Source organism: Desulfuromonas sp. CSMB_57, from assembly GCF_020194955.2.
Lineage (GTDB): Bacteria > Desulfobacterota > Desulfuromonadia > Desulfuromonadales > Syntrophotaleaceae > JAFCIY02.
On record NZ_JAFCIY020000022.1, the window covers coordinates 121272 to 135948 of the forward strand.

The 14677-nt window shown below is 55.5% G+C and carries 27 protein-coding genes; all 27 read left to right on the forward strand.

Going from position 1 to position 14677, the window contains the following annotated elements:
- Nucleotides 1-12: 12 nt before the first annotated feature.
- The 27 genes from rplB (at nt 13) to trpE (ending at nt 14677) form a co-directional block, all read left to right on the forward strand.
- Nucleotides 13-834 carry a 50S ribosomal protein L2 gene (gene rplB, locus JQN68_RS05705; protein WP_225071547.1) on the forward strand — a complete coding sequence of 274 codons (822 nt, stop codon included), beginning with the start codon at nt 13-15 and terminating at the stop codon, nt 832-834.
- 26 nt (nt 835-860) lie between these two features.
- On the forward strand, nt 861-1136 hold the full coding sequence (gene rpsS / locus JQN68_RS05710; protein WP_225071546.1) for a 30S ribosomal protein S19: 276 nt from the start codon (nt 861-863) through the stop codon (nt 1134-1136).
- 30 nt (nt 1137-1166) lie between these two features.
- Nucleotides 1167-1499 carry a 50S ribosomal protein L22 gene (gene rplV, locus JQN68_RS05715; protein WP_225071545.1) on the forward strand — a complete coding sequence of 111 codons (333 nt, stop codon included), beginning with the start codon at nt 1167-1169 and terminating at the stop codon, nt 1497-1499.
- A 21-nt stretch (nt 1500-1520) separates the two neighbouring features.
- The gene (rpsC, locus tag JQN68_RS05720; RefSeq protein WP_225071544.1) at nt 1521-2156 is read left to right on the forward strand and encodes a 30S ribosomal protein S3; all 636 of its coding nucleotides are present in this window, start codon (nt 1521-1523) and stop codon (nt 2154-2156) included.
- 26 nt (nt 2157-2182) lie between these two features.
- Nucleotides 2183-2608: a 50S ribosomal protein L16 gene (gene rplP / locus JQN68_RS05725; RefSeq protein ID WP_225071543.1), complete on the forward strand. Its 426-nt coding sequence runs from the start codon at nt 2183-2185 to the stop codon at nt 2606-2608.
- Entirely contained in the window at nt 2598-2786 is a 189-nt protein-coding gene (gene rpmC, locus JQN68_RS05730; protein ID WP_225071542.1) for a 50S ribosomal protein L29, read from the forward strand. The genes rplP and rpmC overlap by 11 nt, the downstream gene beginning before the upstream one ends.
- A 20-nt stretch (nt 2787-2806) precedes the next feature.
- Nucleotides 2807-3073 (forward strand): 30S ribosomal protein S17, encoded by a 267-nt coding sequence (rpsQ, locus tag JQN68_RS05735; RefSeq protein WP_225071541.1) that lies wholly within the window; start codon nt 2807-2809, stop codon nt 3071-3073.
- Nucleotides 3074-3085: 12 nt separating this feature from the next.
- Nucleotides 3086-3454, forward strand: coding sequence for a 50S ribosomal protein L14 (gene rplN, locus JQN68_RS05740; RefSeq protein ID WP_225071540.1), 369 nt, complete (start codon nt 3086-3088; stop codon nt 3452-3454).
- Between the two features lie 23 nt (nt 3455-3477).
- Complete coding sequence (gene rplX / locus JQN68_RS05745; protein WP_225071539.1) at nt 3478-3807, forward strand: 50S ribosomal protein L24; 330 nt, start codon at nt 3478-3480, stop codon at nt 3805-3807.
- 12 nt (nt 3808-3819) lie between these two features.
- Nucleotides 3820-4374, forward strand: coding sequence for a 50S ribosomal protein L5 (rplE, locus tag JQN68_RS05750; RefSeq protein WP_225071538.1), 555 nt, complete (start codon nt 3820-3822; stop codon nt 4372-4374).
- An 11-nt stretch (nt 4375-4385) separates the two neighbouring features.
- Complete coding sequence (locus tag JQN68_RS05755) at nt 4386-4571, forward strand: type Z 30S ribosomal protein S14 (RefSeq protein WP_225071537.1); 186 nt, start codon at nt 4386-4388, stop codon at nt 4569-4571.
- 19 nt (nt 4572-4590) lie between these two features.
- Complete coding sequence (gene rpsH, locus JQN68_RS05760; protein WP_225071536.1) at nt 4591-4989, forward strand: 30S ribosomal protein S8; 399 nt, start codon at nt 4591-4593, stop codon at nt 4987-4989.
- Nucleotides 4990-5014: 25 nt separating this feature from the next.
- Nucleotides 5015-5554, forward strand: coding sequence for a 50S ribosomal protein L6 (gene rplF, locus JQN68_RS05765; protein WP_225071535.1), 540 nt, complete (start codon nt 5015-5017; stop codon nt 5552-5554).
- Nucleotides 5555-5580: 26 nt separating this feature from the next.
- Nucleotides 5581-5949, forward strand: coding sequence for a 50S ribosomal protein L18 (gene rplR / locus JQN68_RS05770; protein WP_225071534.1), 369 nt, complete (start codon nt 5581-5583; stop codon nt 5947-5949).
- Between the two features lie 10 nt (nt 5950-5959).
- Nucleotides 5960-6457 carry a 30S ribosomal protein S5 gene (gene rpsE, locus JQN68_RS05775; protein WP_502799348.1) on the forward strand — a complete coding sequence of 166 codons (498 nt, stop codon included), beginning with the start codon at nt 5960-5962 and terminating at the stop codon, nt 6455-6457.
- 21 nt (nt 6458-6478) lie between these two features.
- Nucleotides 6479-6658: a 50S ribosomal protein L30 gene (rpmD, locus tag JQN68_RS05780; RefSeq protein ID WP_225071532.1), complete on the forward strand. Its 180-nt coding sequence runs from the start codon at nt 6479-6481 to the stop codon at nt 6656-6658.
- A 19-nt stretch (nt 6659-6677) separates the two neighbouring features.
- Nucleotides 6678-7121, forward strand: coding sequence for a 50S ribosomal protein L15 (gene rplO / locus JQN68_RS05785; RefSeq protein WP_225071531.1), 444 nt, complete (start codon nt 6678-6680; stop codon nt 7119-7121).
- Between the two features lie 2 nt (nt 7122-7123).
- Nucleotides 7124-8434 carry a preprotein translocase subunit SecY gene (gene secY, locus JQN68_RS05790; RefSeq protein ID WP_225071530.1) on the forward strand — a complete coding sequence of 437 codons (1311 nt, stop codon included), beginning with the start codon at nt 7124-7126 and terminating at the stop codon, nt 8432-8434.
- A 14-nt stretch (nt 8435-8448) separates the two neighbouring features.
- Nucleotides 8449-9093, forward strand: coding sequence for an adenylate kinase (locus JQN68_RS05795; protein WP_225071529.1), 645 nt, complete (start codon nt 8449-8451; stop codon nt 9091-9093).
- A 2-nt stretch (nt 9094-9095) separates the two neighbouring features.
- A complete protein-coding gene (gene map / locus JQN68_RS05800; RefSeq protein WP_225071528.1) occupies nt 9096-9842 on the forward strand; it encodes a type I methionyl aminopeptidase in 747 nt (248 codons plus the stop codon).
- Nucleotides 9843-9923: 81 nt separating this feature from the next.
- Nucleotides 9924-10037: a 50S ribosomal protein L36 gene (gene rpmJ / locus JQN68_RS05805; protein ID WP_225071527.1), complete on the forward strand. Its 114-nt coding sequence runs from the start codon at nt 9924-9926 to the stop codon at nt 10035-10037.
- A 21-nt stretch (nt 10038-10058) separates the two neighbouring features.
- Nucleotides 10059-10427, forward strand: a complete 369-nt coding sequence (gene rpsM, locus JQN68_RS05810) for a 30S ribosomal protein S13 (RefSeq protein ID WP_225071526.1) — start codon at nt 10059-10061, stop codon at nt 10425-10427.
- An 11-nt stretch (nt 10428-10438) separates the two neighbouring features.
- Nucleotides 10439-10834: a 30S ribosomal protein S11 gene (gene rpsK, locus JQN68_RS05815; RefSeq protein ID WP_225071525.1), complete on the forward strand. Its 396-nt coding sequence runs from the start codon at nt 10439-10441 to the stop codon at nt 10832-10834.
- Between the two features lie 20 nt (nt 10835-10854).
- Nucleotides 10855-11484 (forward strand): 30S ribosomal protein S4, encoded by a 630-nt coding sequence (rpsD, locus tag JQN68_RS05820; RefSeq protein WP_225071524.1) that lies wholly within the window; start codon nt 10855-10857, stop codon nt 11482-11484.
- Between the two features lie 42 nt (nt 11485-11526).
- A complete protein-coding gene (locus JQN68_RS05825; RefSeq protein ID WP_225071523.1) occupies nt 11527-12543 on the forward strand; it encodes a DNA-directed RNA polymerase subunit alpha in 1017 nt (338 codons plus the stop codon).
- 42 nt (nt 12544-12585) lie between these two features.
- On the forward strand, nt 12586-13044 hold the full coding sequence (gene rplQ, locus JQN68_RS05830) for a 50S ribosomal protein L17 (protein WP_225071522.1): 459 nt from the start codon (nt 12586-12588) through the stop codon (nt 13042-13044).
- Between the two features lie 151 nt (nt 13045-13195).
- Nucleotides 13196-14677: an anthranilate synthase component I gene (gene trpE, locus JQN68_RS05835; RefSeq protein WP_225071521.1), complete on the forward strand. Its 1482-nt coding sequence runs from the start codon at nt 13196-13198 to the stop codon at nt 14675-14677.

The following is a 14677-nucleotide window of genomic DNA, read 5'->3' on the forward strand; positions in this document are numbered from 1 at the left end:
GGAGTAACGAAAATGGCAATCAAAAAATTCAAGCCGACCTCACCCGGCCGCCGCCATATGACGTCGGCCGATTTTAGCGATATAACCGCGGCCAAGCCTGAGAAAACCCTGGTTGAAAAACTCGATCGTTCGGGGGGCCGGAACAATGCCGGTCGCATCACCAAACGTCACACCGGTGGTGGGCATAAACGCAAGTACCGACTGATCGATTTTCGGCGGGAAAAGAAAGAGATTCCGGCCAAGGTCGTGAGCATCGAGTATGACCCGAACCGGTCCGCTCGCATCGCCCTGGTTTGCTACTCCGATGGCGAAAAGCGTTATATCCTGGCGCCCGTCGGCTTGCGCGTTGGCGATACGGTCGTGGCCAGTGCCGATGCCGACATCAAGCCTGGCAATGCCATGGCCATCCGCTCTATTCCCCTTGGTACCTGGGTGCACAATGTGGAACTCAAGGTGGGCAAGGGTGGACAGTTGGCACGCAGCGCCGGGACCTATGCCATGATTGCCGCCAAGGAAGGCAAGTACGCCCAGTTGCGGTTACCTTCCGGTGAAGTGCGGTTGGTGTTGCAGGACTGCTGCGCCACGGTGGGACAGGTCGGTAACATTCACCATGAAAATGTCAAAATGGGCAAGGCCGGGCGTAATCGCTGGCTGGGCAAGCGTCCGCAATCTCGCGGCGTCGCCATGAACCCGGTCGACCATCCGCACGGCGGCGGCGAAGGCAAGAGTTCCGGCGGTCGTCATCCGGTCACGCCGTGGGGCGTGCCGACCAAGGGTTACAAGACTCGTGTCAACAAGCGCACCAGTCGTTTCATTGTGCGTCGTAAAAAATAAGAACTGTTGAAATAGAGGAGATCACTGTGGCTAGATCGATCAAAAAAGGGCCGTACATCGAGGAGAGCCTGCTTCGGAAGATTGATACCGAAGGGGGCGCCGGTTCCAAAAAGGTTGTGAAGACCTGGTCTCGGCGATCGACCATTATCCCCGAATTCGTTGGATACACCTTCGCCGTTCACAACGGGAAGAAGTTTATCCCGGTGTTCGTGACGGAAAACATGGTAGGGCATAAGCTTGGCGAATTCGCTCCCACGCGCACCTACTATGGACATGGTGCCGATAAGAAGAGTAAAAAATAGCCGAGCGTTTTCGCGAAGGAGTAGCAATACATGGAAGCCAGGGCCCAGCTCAGATATGCGCGACTGTCCCCGAGAAAGACCCGCTTGGTGGTTGATATGGTGCGGGGCAAAGGGGTTCAGGAAGCACTGAACATTCTCAACTTTTCTCCGCAGAAAGCGGCCGGCGTGGTTTCGAAACTGGTCAGTTCTGCCGTGGCCAACGCCGAACAAAAGGGGATCGCCGATGTCGATCGCCTGGTGGTTGCGACGATTACCGTGGATCAGGGGCCGGCACTGAAGCGCTTCATGCCGCGTGCCCAGGGCCGGGCAACCAAAATTCGCAAACCCACCAGCCATATCACCGTGGTACTGAACGAAAAATAAAAATTAAAGGGAGGTGATGATTTGGGCCAGAAAGTTCATCCAGTAGGATTTAGATTGGGGGTCGTGAAGACCTGGGGATCTCGTTGGTATGCCGAGGGCGATTACTCGAAACTCGTGCATGAGGATGCCAAACTGCGGGACTACCTGAAAAAACGGCTTTATCATGCCGGAATTTCCAAAATTGACTTGGAACGCGCCGCAAATAAAGCTAAAATCAACATCTTTGCCGCACGTCCCGGGATTATTATCGGCAAGAAGGGTGCAGAGGTTGAAGCCCTGAAAAAGGATCTGGCCCGCATCACCGATAAAGAAGTTTTCATCAATATCCAGGAAGTGCGCAAGCCTGAAATCGATGCCCAGTTGGTGGCTGAAAATGTGGCCTTGCAACTGGAGCGCCGCGTTGCCTTCCGGCGCGCCATGAAAAAAGCGGTCAGCATGGCTTTGAAATTCGGCGCCCAGGGTATCAAGGTGAATTGTAGTGGTCGTCTTGGCGGCGCAGAGATGAGCCGTACGGAATGGTACCGAGAAGGCCGGGTGCCTCTGCATACGCTTCGCGCGGATATCGATTACGGCTTTGCCGAAGCCAAGACTACCTACGGGATCATAGGCGTCAAGGTCCTGATCTTCAAGGGCGAAGTCTTGTCCCAGGAGCAGTAAAGGGAACCGGATAGGAGTTATTTGCCATGTTAATGCCCAAGAAGGTTAAACATAGAAAACAGTTTACGGGCCGGATGACCGGGACCGCAACCCGTGGGACCGAGTTGAATTTCGGTGATTTTGGTTTGAAAGCCGTGGAGTGCGGGTGGCTTTCTTCGCGGCAGATCGAGTCGGCCCGTCGTGCCATGACGAGGCACGTCAAGCGCGGGGGAAAAATCTGGATTCGGATTTTCCCTGATAAGCCGTTGACCCGGAAGCCCGCTGAAACACGTATGGGCAAAGGGAAAGGTTCCCCTGAGAGCTGGGTGGCGGTTATTCGGCCTGGCATGATGCTGTATGAAATGCAGGGTGTGACCGCGGAAATCGCCTGTGAGGCCCTGCGGCTGGCCGCACACAAGCTGCCGGTAAAGACCAAGATTGTTGTCAGGGAGGATGCGGGTCATGAAGGCTAACGAGTTGCGCGAACTGAGCGTGGACGATCTGGAAAAAAAGGTTCAGGATCTGAACCGGGAACTGTTCAATCTCAAGTTCCAAATGGCAGCTGGTCAGTTGGAGAGTAGCGCCCGGTTGCCGAAGACGCGTCGGGATATCGCACGGGCAATGACCATCTTGCGTGAGAAGCGCGGCTAAAGGGGCGTGGGAGGAATTCAATGAAACAGGTTCGTGGTAATCGTAAGACCCGCGTCGGGATCGTCGTCAGCGACAAGATGGACAAGACCGTAGTGGTGAAAGTCGACCAGTTGGTCCTGCATCCGGTCTATAAAAAATATATCAAGCGTCGGGTGACCTTCAAAGCCCATGATGAAGAGAATCGCTGTAATGTCGGCGATAAGGTGGCGGTGGTCGAAACGCGGCCGCTCTCTCGCGATAAACGGTGGCGGGTCAGGGAAATCCTTGAAAAGAACGTTATTCTGTAGGAGAAACTAGTCATGATACAGATGCAGACGATGCTTGATGTCGCAGACAATTCCGGAGCCCGGAAGCTTTGCTGCATCAAGGTGCTTGGTGGCTCCAAGCGGAAATATGCCGGGCTTGGAGATATCATCATCTGCTCCGTCAAGGAGGCCCTGCCTAATTCCCGTGTCAAAAAAGGGGATGTGGTGCGAGCGGTTATCGTCCGGACTGCCAAGGAGGTTCCTCGGGCTGACGGGTCGGCGATCCGTTTCGACAAGAACTCTGCCGTAGTGGTCAATCCTGCCGGTGAGCCTGTCGGGACTCGTATTTTCGGTCCGGTTGCCAGAGAACTTCGTGCCAAGCGGTTCATGAAGATCGTATCGCTGGCCCCTGAAGTGCTCTAAGAAACCGGTAGTGGGAGATAACAATGGCAGCGAAAAAGTTACACGTTAAAAAAGGCGACCTGGTCAGAATCACCGCCGGCAAGGAAAAAGGCAAGTCCGGCCAGGTGATCCGGGTCTTCACGGATAAGGGTCGGGTTGTTGTCGAAAACCTGAATATGGTAAAACGGCATACGCGACCCGGACGAAGCAATGCCCAGGGTGGCATTGTTGAAAAGGAAGCTCCGTTGGATGTCTCGAACGTTGCTCTGGTGTGCGGTGCCTGCAATCAGCCGACCCGTACCGGCATGCGCTTCCTGGAAGACGGCAGCAAGGTGCGCTATTGCAAAAAGTGCAACGAGATCGTGGATAAATAACGGAGGATTTCCATGGGTGCAAGACTGAAAGAAAAATACCAGACTGAAATCGCGCCGCGGTTGGCCGTCGATCTCCAGCTGAAAAACGTGATGGAAGTACCCCGGATCGAAAAGGTGGTCGTCAATATGGGCCTCGGTGAAGCGATTCAGAATATCAAAATTCTGGAATCGGCCGTCGAGGAACTGGGGCGTATCACCGGGCAGAAACCGGTGGTAACCAAGGCAAAGAAATCCATCGCGCAGTTCAAGCTGCGTGAGGGCATGCCTATCGGCTGCATGGTCACATTGCGCAGGGACCGGGCCTATGAATTCCTGGATCGTCTCATCAATGTAGCTTTGCCGCGGGTGCGCGATTTTAAAGGGGTTTCCCGTAAAGGATTCGACGGTCGCGGAAATTACACCCTTGGCGTGCGTGAGCAGTTGATTTTTCCCGAAATCGACTTGGAAAAAATTGATAAGCTCAAAGGGCTCAACGTGACCATTGTGACCACGGCCAAAAATGACGAAGAAGGCCGTGCTCTGCTGGCCGCCATCGGCATGCCCTTTACCAAAAAAGCTCAGAGCTAGGGGAGGACGTCGTGGCCAAAAAATCGATGATGATCAAAGCGGGCCGGAAGCAGAAATTTCAGGTTCGTCAATATAATCGCTGCCCCCTTTGCGGGCGGCCGAGAGCTTATTACCGCAAATTTGATATGTGCCGTATTTGCCTGCGCAAGCTTGCGCTTGAAGGCAAACTTCCCGGCGTAATCAAATCCAGTTGGTAATCAGTAAGGAGTTGCATCCATGGCAATGACAGATCCCGTCGCCGATATGCTGACCCGGATTCGTAATGCGGGCCTGGCTAAGCACCAGAAGTGTGATATCCCCAGTTCCACTCTCAAAGAGGCGCTGGCGGTGGTGCTGAAGGATCTCGGCTATATTCGAAACTTCAAGGTGATCAGCGACGACAAGCAGGGCGTGCTGCGGGTCTACCTGAAGTATGCCAACGATAACACCCATGTAATTCACGCCATTGAGCGCGTTTCTACGCCGGGCCGTCGCGTCTATGTTGGAAAAGACGAAATTCCGGTGGTGAAGAACGGCCTCGGGAACGCCATCCTGTCCACCTCCAAAGGGGTGTTGCATGATGCCGCGGCCCGTGAAGCTCAGGTTGGCGGTGAAGTTTTGTGCGCCGTCTGGTAAGCAGTAACGGCTAAGGAGCCAGAAGATGTCGAGAATTGGGAAAAAACCCATCGTACTCCCGAAGGGTGTACAGGTGTCTGTCTCCGGGGGTGCTGTCTCGGTCAAGGGTCCCAAAGGGGAGCTTCGGCGGCAGATTGTGGATGGTATCAGCCTGGAAACCGTTGATAATCAGGTGTTGGTCAGTTGTGCCAAAGACGGCAAGCAGGACCGGGCCTTCCAGGGTTTGACCAGGGCTTTGGTGGCCAATATGGTTGAAGGTGTGGCCAACGGTTTCCAGCGGGCCCTTGAAATCAACGGTGTCGGTTATCGCGCCGAGGTGAAAGGCGATACCCTGAATTTGGCCTTGGGCTATTCGCACCCTATCGAATATCCCCTGCCGCAGGGCATTTCAGTCGAGGTGGAAAAACAGACCAAGGTCTTTGTGCGCGGCATTGACAAAGAACTGGTCGGCGCTACGGCGGCCAAGATTCGCTCTTTCCGTGGGCCTGAGCCTTACAAGGGCAAGGGAATCAAGTACGCCGAAGAGCGGATTGTCCGCAAGGCCGGTAAGGCCGGCAAAAAATAAAGCTCATTAGGGCAAGGAGACTAGCTGTGAACGCCGCTACAAAAAGACGTCAGGCGCGGTTGAAGCGAAAGGTTCGGGTGCGCCGCAAGGTTCGTGGCACTGTCGGCAAGCCGAGATTGTGCGTATACCGCAGCGCCAAGCATATCTACGCACAAATCATTGAAGATACTACAGGCAAAACCCTTGCTGCGGCATCCACGGTGAATGCCGAGGTGGCCGATGGCCTGGGTTATACCGGCAACGTTCAGGCCGCCAAAGCGGTTGGCGAAGCCATTGCTCGCATGGCCTTGGCCCGGGAGATCAAGGAAGTGGTCTTTGATCGCAACGGTTTCCTGTACCATGGGCGTGTTAAAAGTCTTGCTGAAGCGGCCCGGGAAGCCGGCCTGTCTTTTTAGGTAAAGGAGGATGTCTTTGCTTCGCATTGATGCCAACGATATGGAACTGACCGACCGTGTGGTGCACATCAACCGGTGTGCCAAGGTGGTCAAAGGTGGGCGGCGTTTCAGCTTTTCTGCGCTGGTGGTGGTAGGTGACGGGCACGGTGTGGTGGGCTATGGCCACGGGAAGGCCAAGGAAGTACCTGAGGCCATTCGCAAAGGCGTTGAACAGGCCAAGAAAAACCTGATTCGAGTGCCTCTGCAGCAAAGGACCATTCCTTTTGACGTGACCGGGAAATTCGGTGCTGGGAAGGTCTTGCTCAAACCGGCTTCGGCGGGTACCGGAGTCATTGCCGGGGGTGCCGTACGCGCTGTTCTGGAGGTTGCTGGTATCGGTGACATTTTGTCCAAGTGTATCGGTTCCAATAACCCCCACAATGTGGTGCGGGCTACTGTCAATGCTCTGAGCCAGTTGAAGAGTGCCGAGGAGCTGATTGCTCTTCGGGGAGCTAACGCAGAGGAATAGAGTGCAGAGCAGGAGGTTCGGATGGCCGCACAAATCAGGGTAACTCTCAAAAAAAGCGGTATCGGCCGCAAGGCATATTTCACCAAGGTTCTTAAAGGCCTCGGGCTGACCAAACTCAACAAAACCGTTTTGCTGCCGGATACCCCGGAAATTCGCGGAATGGTCAGGAAAGTTGAGCACATGGTCGCCGTTGAGGAATGACAGGACAAGGATAATGACGATGGATCTGAGTAATCTGCGGCCGGCAATCGGCTCTAAACGTAATCGGAAACGCATTGGCCGTGGTCCGGGCTCCGGCACCGGGAAAACCGCCGGCAAGGGTCATAAGGGCCAAAAGGCCCGCTCCGGCGGCAGCATCAAGGCCGGTTTTGAGGGCGGTCAGATGCCCTTGCAGCGGCGCTTGCCGAAGCGGGGTTTCAAATCCCTGGACAAGAAAGTCTACGCTCTGGTCAATCTTCGGGAATTGCAGGCTCTGTTCGAAGCCGGTAGCGTCGTTGATCTGGAAGCCATGGGTCAGGCTGGCCTGTTCAATAAGATTCATGACGGCATCAAGGTGCTTGGCGATGGCGAACTGGATAAAGCCTTGACTGTTCGGGCGCATAAATTCAGCCAATCCGCCCTGGATAAAATCGCTGCCGCCGGCGGCAAAGCCGAGGTCATCTGACATTGATCAAAAGTATCCAGCACATCTTTGCCATACCTGAACTGCGTCGGCGTGTCCTATTTACCATCGGCATGCTGGCGGTCTATCGGATCGGTTGTCATGTGCCAACACCCGGGGTGAACGCCCAGGTGCTGGCGCGTTTCTTTGCAGGCACGGAAGGAACGCTGCTGGGTATGGTCAGTGCTTTTACCGGCGGTGCTCTTGAGCGAATGACCGTGTTTGCTCTAGGGATCATGCCATATATCAGTGCCTCGATCATTCTGCAGTTGCTGTCCGTGGTCTTCGAACCTGTGGAGCGACTCAGTAAAGAGGGGGAGCAGGGTCGGAAGACCATCACCAAATGGACGCGGTATGGGACCATCGTCCTTTCCATCGTTCAGGGGACAGGTATCGCCGTCGGGCTGCAGACCATGCGTGGGCCGGCCGGTGAACCGGTGGTGGCCGCCCCCGGGCTTGGTTTTATTCTGTTGACCGTCATTACCCTCACCGCGGGTACGGCTTTTATCATGTGGGTCGGCGAGCAGATCACCGAGCGAGGGATTGGGAACGGCATTTCGCTGATTATCTTCACCGGTATCGTGGCCAACCTGCCTGGTGCCCTGGTGAATACGGTTCGCCTGATGCAGTCTGGAACCATCAGTCTCTTTGCTCTGCTGGTGATTGGATTGATCATGGTGGCCGCCATTTGGGCCATCGTCTTCATGGAGTTGGGGCAGCGACGGCTTCCCATTCATTACGCCAAGCGTGTGGTCGGGATGCGAAACTACGGTGGGCAGAAAAGTCACCTGCCGTTGAAAATCAATATGAGTGGAGTGATTCCGCCCATATTTGCCAGTTCCATCATCATGTTTCCCGCGACGGTGGCCAACCTGGTGGACGTGGGCTGGGTCAAGAGCATTGCCGGCATGATGACTCCTGCTCACTGGGTCTACAACCTCTTTTATGTTGCATTTATCATCTTCTTCTGTTACTTCTACACGGCTGTGACTTTCAATCCGGTTGATGTGGCGGAAAACGTGAAGAAGCAGGGTGGATACATACCGGGAATCCGGCCCGGCAAAGCAACCTCGGATTATATCGATACCGTGCTTGGCCGCCTGACTTTTGCCGGAGCACTTTATATTTCCGCCGTTTGTGTTTTGCCGACCCTTCTTATCGGGCGCTTCAACGTACCCTTTTTTTTCGGTGGTACATCTCTGTTGATTGTCATTGGTGTCGGGATGGATACCGCGGCTCAGATTGAGGCGCACCTGATTTCCCGCTCCTATGAAGGTTTTATGAAGGGTGTCAGCCTTCGGGGCCGGCGCGGGTAGAAAGGGTTATGTAAATGAATCTCATTTTGCTGGGACCTCCCGGTTCGGGGAAGGGTACTCAGGCTAAAATGATTGCACAACACCTGGGTATTCCACAGGTCTCCACGGGGGATATGCTGCGGGCGGCCGTCAAGGAGGGTACACCCATGGGCCTCAAGGCGAAGGCCATGATGGATGCCGGTGCGCTGGTGCCCGATGAGGTCGTGGTGGGAATCGTTCGTGAGCGACTGCAGAAGGATGATTGTGTAAACGGGTTCATTCTTGACGGATTCCCCAGGACGGTCGCTCAGGCCGACGCCCTGCAAAGCAATCTCGCAGACCTGGGCAAAAGCATCAACATGGTGATTTCCCTCGAGGTGGATAACGAGGCGGTTGTCGAGCGCATCAGCGGTCGCCGAACTTGTCCCGACTGCGGGCGGATGTACCACGTGCAATTTGATCCGCCTGAGTCTGCCGATACCTGCGGTGAATGCGGCAGTGCCTTGATACAGCGCGATGATGACCGTGAGGCGACCGTACGCAAGCGCCTGGACGTTTACGCGCAACAGACGGCCCCTCTGGTTGAGTATTATAATAATGCCGGGCTGCTCAAATCCATAGACGGAATGCAGGCTATCCAGACGGTGCAGGCCGAGATACTCCAAGCACTTGGCTGTTAACCGTGATTGTGTTAAAAAATGCCCATGAACTGGGGCGTATGCGGGAAGCCGGGCGGATGGTGGCGGAAATCCTGCAGTTACTTCAGGAAAATATCAAGCCCGGGGTAACGACTTTGGAGCTTGATGAGTTGGCGGAGCGTGAATGCCGGAAACGGGGGGCGCGGCCTGCCTTCAAGGGGTACGGCGGGTTTCCCTTCAGTATCTGCTCCTCTCCTGATGAAAAGGTGGTTCACGGGTTTCCCGATGCCTGCCCGCTTCGGGACGGGCAGATACTTAGTATCGATTTTGGGGTAATCTGGCACGGATTTTACGGTGATGCTGCCATTACCGTACCGGTTGGGCCGGTCAGCCAGGAAAAGGCACACCTTGTCGAAGTGACCAGGCGTTCCCTTGAGTTGGCCATTGCTCAGGCCAAGCCTGGGCATCGTCTCTCCGATATTTCCCACGCGGTGCAATCCTATGTGGAAAGCGAAGGGTTGGCTGTCGTCAGGGAGTTTGTCGGACATGGGATCGGGAAGTCTCTGCACGAGGATCCCCAGATTCCCAACTTCGGGGCGGCCGGGCAGGGACCCTTGTTGCGTCCCGGGATGACGCTGGCGATTGAGCCGATGATCAATGCCGGGGATATGGGGGTTAAAATATTGGCGGATGGCTGGACGGCCGTGACAGTCGATGGGCGGCCCTCGGCACATTTTGAACACACGGTGGCCATTACCGATAAAGGGCCGGCAATACTTACGGCGGTTTAAATTATTTCACGGGCAGCTAGCGGGGGAGTCCAGCCGTTTTCCCGGGTTGACGCTGCACAGGCAAGAAAAAGGGACGAACCAATGAAAGTTCGAGCTTCGGTCAAGCCGATTTGCACCAAATGCAAAGTCGTCAAGCGTAAGGGAATTGTCAGGATCATCTGCGAAAATCCCAAGCATAAGCAGAAACAGGGCTAACGGGATCAGGAGGATACGAAATTGGCACGCATCGCTGGTATCGATTTACCAAGAAACAAACGGATTGAGGTGGCCCTCACCTATATCTACGGCATCGGCCGCTCCCTGTCCCTGGAAATCCTGGGTAAAGCCGGGGTAGACCCGAATACCCGGTCCGATGATCTGACCGAGGTGGAAGCGGGCAAGATCAGGGAAGTCATTGAAGCCGGCTACCCGGTTGAAGGGGATTTGCGGCGCGAGGTCACCGGCAACATCAAGCGCCTGATGGATTTGGGTTGCTATCGGGGTCTGCGTCATCGCAAGGGTCTGCCCGTGCGTGGGCAGAAAACCAAGACCAACGCCAGGACTCGTAAGGGGCCCCGGAAAACTGTCGCCGGTAAAAGGAAATAAGGGGAGGCACCATGGCTAAGGCCGGAAAAAAAGTAGTTAGAAAAAAAGTAGAGAAAAAAAACGTAGCCAATGGTATCGCTCATATTCAGGCGACCTTCAACAATACCATCGTTACCATTACCGATGTGAGCGGCAACGTCATTTCGTGGTCGACCTGCGGAGCCATGAGTTTCAAAGGGTCTCGCAAAAGCACGCCCTTTGCCGCCCAGGTGGCTGCCGAGGACGCAGCTAAAAAAGCCATGGAACACGGACTTCGCGCCGTTGAGGTACGGGTCAACGGGCCTGGCTCCGGACGCGAGTCGGCACTCCGGGCCCTGTCGGCATCGGGGCTTAATATCAGCATCATCAAGGACGTGACCCCGATTCCGCATAATGGATGCCGTCCGCCCAAGCGTAGAAGAGTTTAAACTTACAAGGAGGATGAGCGTTGGCTAGATATACTGGGCCTGTCTGCCGCCTGTGCAGAAGGGAAAACATGAAACTGTTCCTCAAGGGGGACAGGTGCTATACGGACAAATGTGCGGTCGAGCGACGCAATTATGCTCCCGGTCAACATGGTCAGGGTCGCGTCAAGGTGTCGGATTATGGGACACAGTTGCGCGAAAAACAGCGTGTCAAGCGTACCTACGGCCTGCTTGAAAAACAATTTCGCGCCTACTTTGACAAGGCGGACCGCATGAAGGGTGTCACGGGCGAAAACTTGCTGGTGCTGCTGGAGCGGCGCCTCGATAGCGTCCTCTATCGGCTTGGTTTCGCCAACTCCCGGTCCGAGGCACGCATGATGCTGCGGCAGGGGCATTTCCATGTCAACGGCCGCAAAGTCAACATCCCGTCCTTTCTGGTGCGACCGGGCGACGTTATCGAGTTGCGTGAAAAGAGCAGGAAGATGGCGCGCATCAACGAATCTCTTGACAGTGTGATGCGTCGCGGGCTGCCTTCCTGGGTGGAACTGGATCGCGAAGCCTTCAAAGGTGTTCTTAAAACGCTGCCGGTACGTGAGGAAATGACCACCCCGGTTTTCCAGGAGCAGCTCATTGTCGAGTTGTACTCCAAGTAACGGGTTAGGCTGATTCCGGTCGTCTCATTACGGAGGAAACGAATGTATAAAAACTGGAGAGACCTGATCAAGCCCAAACGCCTGCAGGTCGATTCGGATACCCTGACGGACACCTTCGGCAAGTTTGTTGCCGAGCCTTTCGAGCGCGGCTTCGGTACCACGCTCGGCAATTCGCTGCGCCGAGTGCTGCTGTCCTCCCTGCAAGGGGCGGCCATCACCTCGGTGCGCATCAAAGGGGTACTGCATGAGTTCTCTCATGTGCCCGGTGTGACCGAGGATGTCACGGACATTATTCTCAACCTCAAAGGCGTGCTGTTGAAGTTGCACGGCCAGGACAGCCGCAACATCCGCATCGTCAAAAAAGGTGCCGGAATTGTCACGGCTGGTGATATCATTACGGATTCCCACGTCGAAATCCTGAATCCGGATCATCATGTCCTGACCTGCGGCAAGGATGCAGATGTTGAAATGGAAATGGTTGTCGCCAGCGGCAAGGGCTATGTTCCCGCCGATCGCAACCGGGATGAAAAATCGCCGGTAGGCACCATTCCCATCGATGCTCTGTTTTCCCCTGTAAAAAAGGTGAACTTTACCGTAACCAACGCCCGTGTCGGTCAAATCACTGACTATGACAAGTTGATTCTGGAGGTGAATTCGGACGGCAGTATCAGGCCGGATGACGCGGTCGCTTATGCAGCCAAGATCCTCAAGGAGCAGCTTCAGATTTTCATCAATTTCGATGAAAACCTGGAAGTCGGCGATGAACTCGAGGGTGATGAAAGCCGCAAAATCAACGAAAATCTGTATCGTTCCGTTGACGAGCTCGAACTTTCCGTGCGTAGCGCCAACTGCCTGAAAAACGCCAATATTCACCTTATCGGAGATTTGGTGCAGCGCAGTGAGGCCGAAATGCTGAAAACCCAGAATTTCGGGCGCAAGTCATTGAACGAGATTAAGGATATCCTGGCTGATATGGGCCTGTCCCTCGGGATGGTGCTGGAAAACTTCCCTGACCCGGAGTATCTGAAAATGATCCAGGAAGGGAAGGAGGATGTCTGACCGCCTTCGGCGTCCAACTTAAGATGAAAGGACCGTTGTAACATGCGTCATAATAATACCGGGAGAAGGCTGGGAAGAAATTCCAGTCACCGCGCGGCCATGATGCGCAACATGGTGACTTCTCTGCTCGAACACGAGAAGATTACCACTACCGATGCGCGGGCCAAGGAACTTCGTAAACTGGCTGAAAAAATGATCACCCTCGGCAAGCGCGGCGATCTTCATGCACGCCGGCAGGCTGCCCAGGTCCTGCGCGATCGCAAGGTCGTCGGAAAGCTGTTCGATATGATCGGTCCGCGTTTTCAGGACCGGCCGGGTGGCTACACCCGCATTCTGCGTCTTGGCCAGCGTCTGGGTGATAACGCTGCCTTGGTCCGTATCGAGCTGGTGGAAGAGGAGTTCACTCCCAAGGCCAAACCCGTTGCAGCGGCAGAGCCGGCTGTAGCTGTGGCTCCGGTCGAGGCGCCGGTCGAGAATGCCGGCACCGAAGGGGATGAATAAGCTGTCAGTCCCATTGACATAAGCATGGACAGAGGCAGGGGGGGAACTCCTTGCCTCTTTCTGTTTTTGGGGTGGCAGTGAGGTGACCGCGGCAGTTGACCATCAGGGTGACTCCATGGTAATTTCCACTTCTTAACAATCAGGAGTGGGCATGTATCAACCGTCATTTGAGGAATTCCGCACCCTGGCTGCCACCTCGGCGGTGGTCCCCGTTTACCGGGAAATTCTGGCTGATCTCGAGACACCGGTATCGGCCTTTCTTAAAATCGACGATGGCGAAACTTCCTTTCTGCTGGAAAGTATCGCCGGCGCCGAAAAATGGGCCCGCTATTCTTTTTTGGGCAGCGGTCCCGGAAAGCTGTTTCGTTGCCGCGGTCCGCATTGGGAAATCGTGGTTGGCGGCCAGATCCTGGAAAGTGGCCGTGCCGATGATCCCATGGTGGTTCTGAGGCAGTTCCTGGGACGCTACCAGGCTCTGCCGGTGCCGGAGCTTCCCCGGTTTTTCGGCGGCATGGTCGGCTATTGCGGCTATGACATGGTGCGCTTTTTCGAGCATCTGCCTGATTCCGGGGCTCAGGAAATAGGGGCTTACGATGCCTGTTTTCTGTTGACGGAAAAACTGCTTATTTTCGACAACCTGCGTCAGACCATCAAAGTGGTCTGCAATGTACACCCTGATGGGGAGGATTTGGCCGTCGCCTATCGGCGCGGGATCCAGGCCATCGAGGATCTGGTCGGGCAACTTCGCGAACCCCTGCGGGTGGCGCGCGGTCCCGGCGGCGAGGCTCGGGGCGTCGATTTTGAATCCAATTTCAGCCATGCCGGCTTTTGCAACGCGGTGGAACGTTGTAAGGAGTATGTGCGGGCCGGTGACGTGATTCAGGTGGTTTTGTCGCAGCGGTTTTCGGGGGCGTTGGGTAACACCGAACCCTTGGACATCTATCGGGCTCTCCGGACATTGAACCCCTCCCCCTACATGTTTTTTTTGCGCTTCGGTGCGACCTTGGTCATCGGTGCTTCTCCGGAAGTGCTGGTGCGCAAGGAGGGCGAGCGGGTTGAGTTGAGGCCCATCGCCGGCACCCGGCGGCGCGGCGCCGACAGCGAAGAAGATTTGCGATTGGAAGCGGAGTTGCTAGCCGATCCCAAAGAACGCGCCGAGCATATCATGTTGGTCGATCTGGGCCGCAACGATCTGGGGCGGGTCTGCCGCACCGGGTCGGTGGAAGTCAGCGAGTTGATGGTCATCGAGCGCTATTCCCACGTCATGCATATCGTTTCGAACGTACGCGGCGAGCTTTCCGCCGGCCAAGATGCCTTTGATGTTCTGCGGGCGACCTTTCCGGCCGGCACCCTGAGCGGCGCGCCAAAAATTCGTGCGATGCAGATAATCGATGAACTCGAACCCTGTCGGCGTGAGATTTATGGCGGCGCGGTCGGGTACTTTTCTTTTACCGGCAACATGGATATGGCCATTGCCATCCGTACCCTGGTGGTTCAGAACGAGCACATCTATCTCCAGGCCGGCGCCGGCATCGTCGCCGATTCGGATCCTGAGGCAGAATACCAGGAAACGCTGAGCAAAGCCCGGGGCGCCATGAAGGCCGTCGCCATGGCACGCGGGGGGTTGGACTGA

Excerpts from the sequence above, each read along its gene's own strand:
- rplB (WP_225071547.1), top strand. The coding sequence starts at position 13 with ATGGCAATCAAAAAATTCAAGCCGACCTCACCCGGCCGCCGCCATATG.
- rplV (WP_225071545.1), top strand. The coding sequence starts at position 1,167 with ATGGAAGCCAGGGCCCAGCTCAGATATGCGCGACTGTCCCCGAGAAAG.
- rplP (WP_225071543.1), top strand. The coding sequence starts at position 2,183 with ATGTTAATGCCCAAGAAGGTTAAACATAGAAAACAGTTTACGGGCCGG.
- rpmC (WP_225071542.1), top strand. The coding sequence starts at position 2,598 with ATGAAGGCTAACGAGTTGCGCGAACTGAGCGTGGACGATCTGGAAAAA.
- rpsQ (WP_225071541.1), top strand. The coding sequence starts at position 2,807 with ATGAAACAGGTTCGTGGTAATCGTAAGACCCGCGTCGGGATCGTCGTC.
- rplN (WP_225071540.1), top strand. The coding sequence starts at position 3,086 with ATGATACAGATGCAGACGATGCTTGATGTCGCAGACAATTCCGGAGCC.
- rplX (WP_225071539.1), top strand. The coding sequence starts at position 3,478 with ATGGCAGCGAAAAAGTTACACGTTAAAAAAGGCGACCTGGTCAGAATC.
- rplE (WP_225071538.1), top strand. The coding sequence starts at position 3,820 with ATGGGTGCAAGACTGAAAGAAAAATACCAGACTGAAATCGCGCCGCGG.
- rpsH (WP_225071536.1), top strand. The coding sequence starts at position 4,591 with ATGGCAATGACAGATCCCGTCGCCGATATGCTGACCCGGATTCGTAAT.
- rplF (WP_225071535.1), top strand. The coding sequence starts at position 5,015 with ATGTCGAGAATTGGGAAAAAACCCATCGTACTCCCGAAGGGTGTACAG.
- rpsE (WP_502799348.1), top strand. The coding sequence starts at position 5,960 with ATGTCTTTGCTTCGCATTGATGCCAACGATATGGAACTGACCGACCGT.
- rpmD (WP_225071532.1), top strand. The coding sequence starts at position 6,479 with ATGGCCGCACAAATCAGGGTAACTCTCAAAAAAAGCGGTATCGGCCGC.
- rplO (WP_225071531.1), top strand. The coding sequence starts at position 6,678 with ATGGATCTGAGTAATCTGCGGCCGGCAATCGGCTCTAAACGTAATCGG.
- JQN68_RS05795 (WP_225071529.1), top strand. The coding sequence starts at position 8,449 with ATGAATCTCATTTTGCTGGGACCTCCCGGTTCGGGGAAGGGTACTCAG.
- rpmJ (WP_225071527.1), top strand. The coding sequence starts at position 9,924 with ATGAAAGTTCGAGCTTCGGTCAAGCCGATTTGCACCAAATGCAAAGTC.
- rpsK (WP_225071525.1), top strand. The coding sequence starts at position 10,439 with ATGGCTAAGGCCGGAAAAAAAGTAGTTAGAAAAAAAGTAGAGAAAAAA.
- JQN68_RS05825 (WP_225071523.1), top strand. The coding sequence starts at position 11,527 with ATGTATAAAAACTGGAGAGACCTGATCAAGCCCAAACGCCTGCAGGTC.
- rplQ (WP_225071522.1), top strand. The coding sequence starts at position 12,586 with ATGCGTCATAATAATACCGGGAGAAGGCTGGGAAGAAATTCCAGTCAC.
- trpE (WP_225071521.1), top strand. The coding sequence starts at position 13,196 with ATGTATCAACCGTCATTTGAGGAATTCCGCACCCTGGCTGCCACCTCG.